This is a genomic window from Escherichia sp. AM3 (genome assembly GCF_032029835.1).
GTDB lineage: Bacteria > Pseudomonadota > Gammaproteobacteria > Enterobacterales > Enterobacteriaceae > Escherichia > Escherichia coli.
The window spans coordinates 1-1,522 of record NZ_JAVUPQ010000281.1; the positions used below are offsets into that span (position 1 = coordinate 1).

Here is a 1,522-nt window from a genome sequence, read left to right on the forward strand (position 1 = left end):
GTTTGGCGGTGAACCCATCGCTGCCGTGCTGGGCGCTTATGAGTTCAAAAATACCGCGCCTGACATGAAACTGCTGCAATACGTCAGTGCAGTGGGCGCAATGGCGCACGCACCGTTCCTGTCCTCCGTTTCCCCGGAGTTTATGGGGCTGAACTCGTGGACCGAACTGCCTAATATCAAAGATCTTTATGCCATCTTTGAAGGTCCGGCCTACACCAAATGGCGCGCCCTGCGTGACTCGGAAGATTCGCGCTATTTAGGGCTTACGGCACCCCGCTTCCTGCTTCGCCAGCCCTATTCACCAACAGATAACCCTGTTAAGAACTTTAACTATTACGAAGATGTCAGCCAGAACCACGAAGATTATCTGTGGGGTAATACGGCCTGGATGCTGGCATGCAATATCGCAGACAGTTTTGCCAAATACCGCTGGTGTCCAAACATTATCGGTCCGCAAAGCGGCGGCGCAGTGAAAGATCTGCCGGTGCATCTGTTCGAAACGATGGGGCAGATTCAGGCCAAAATCCCAACCGAGGTGCTGGTCACCGATCGCCGCGAATTTGAACTGGCTGAAGAGGGTTTTATCACCCTTACCATGCGTAAAGACTCTGATAATGCAGCCTTTTTCTCTGCAAACTCGGTACAAAAACCGAAGCACTTTCCGGGAAAAGATGCAGAAACCAACTATAAGCTGGGTACGCAGCTTCCTTATCTCTTCATCATCAATCGGTTAGCGCACTACATCAAGGTGTTGCAGCGTGAACAACTGGGGTCATGGAAAGAAAGGAGCGACTTAGAAAGAGAGCTTAATACCTGGATCCGTCAGTATGTTGCCGACCAGGAAAACCCGCCTGCAGACGTGCGCAGCCGCAAACCTCTGCGCGCTGCCAAAGTTGAGGTTATGGATGTAGAAGGCGAACCCGGCTGGTACCAGGTTGCGCTAAGCGTGAGACCTCATTTTAAATTTATGGGGGCAAATTTTGAGCTTTCCCTGGTTGGCCGGTTAGACAGGGAGTAACACACCATGATACCGGATCGGGAAAGAACCACAGGTTCTCTTTTTGAGCGTATGGAAGCCTCTTCGGCCAGAAACCGGCAGGGAGGCAGTATTCATTCGCTCAGGCAATCCATTCGCCAGAACCTACGAAACATTCTTAATACCCGGTCCGGTAGTTGCCGGGGTGCGCCTGAGCTGGGCATTGATGAACCGGAAGGGGCTGAAAACTTCCGCGAATCCATGAGTCGGGCCATCGAGCAATGTATAGAACGCTATGAACCCCGGATCTCACACGCTGAAGTGCAGGTAGTGGTTTCATCCGCCTCCAGCCCGCTGGATATGACGTTTCATATTACAGCCTGGGTGACATTTAACGAAACGCATGAGGTGCTTGAATTTGATATGGCACCGAATGGCAGCCAGCATTACCGGGTGGACTGACAAATGGAATTTGAAGAACGCTATTTCCGGGAAGAACTCGATTACCTGCGCCAGCTTAGCAAGCTGCTGGCAACGGAAAAACCC

At 51.8% G+C, this 1,522-nt stretch carries 3 protein-coding genes; all 3 read left to right on the plus strand.

Annotated features, from left to right (window positions below):
• Positions 1-1,018 (plus strand): type VI secretion system contractile sheath large subunit (gene tssC, locus RTW80_RS25100; protein WP_312720766.1); only part of this gene is annotated, 1,018 nt, incomplete at its 5' end.
• A gap of 6 nt (positions 1,019-1,024) precedes the next feature.
• Positions 1,025-1,438, plus strand: coding sequence for a type VI secretion system baseplate subunit TssE (gene tssE, locus RTW80_RS25105; protein WP_000611744.1), 414 nt, complete (start codon positions 1,025-1,027; stop codon positions 1,436-1,438).
• A gap of 3 nt (positions 1,439-1,441) precedes the next feature.
• Positions 1,442-1,522, plus strand: an 81-nt coding sequence (locus RTW80_RS31750; RefSeq protein WP_409415314.1) for a hypothetical protein, incomplete at its 3' end; no start/stop codon positions are given.

Coding starts and splice junctions, on each gene's coding strand:
- tssE (WP_000611744.1), top strand. CDS start 1,025: ATGATACCGGATCGGGAAAGAACCACAGGTTCTCTTTTTGAGCGTATG.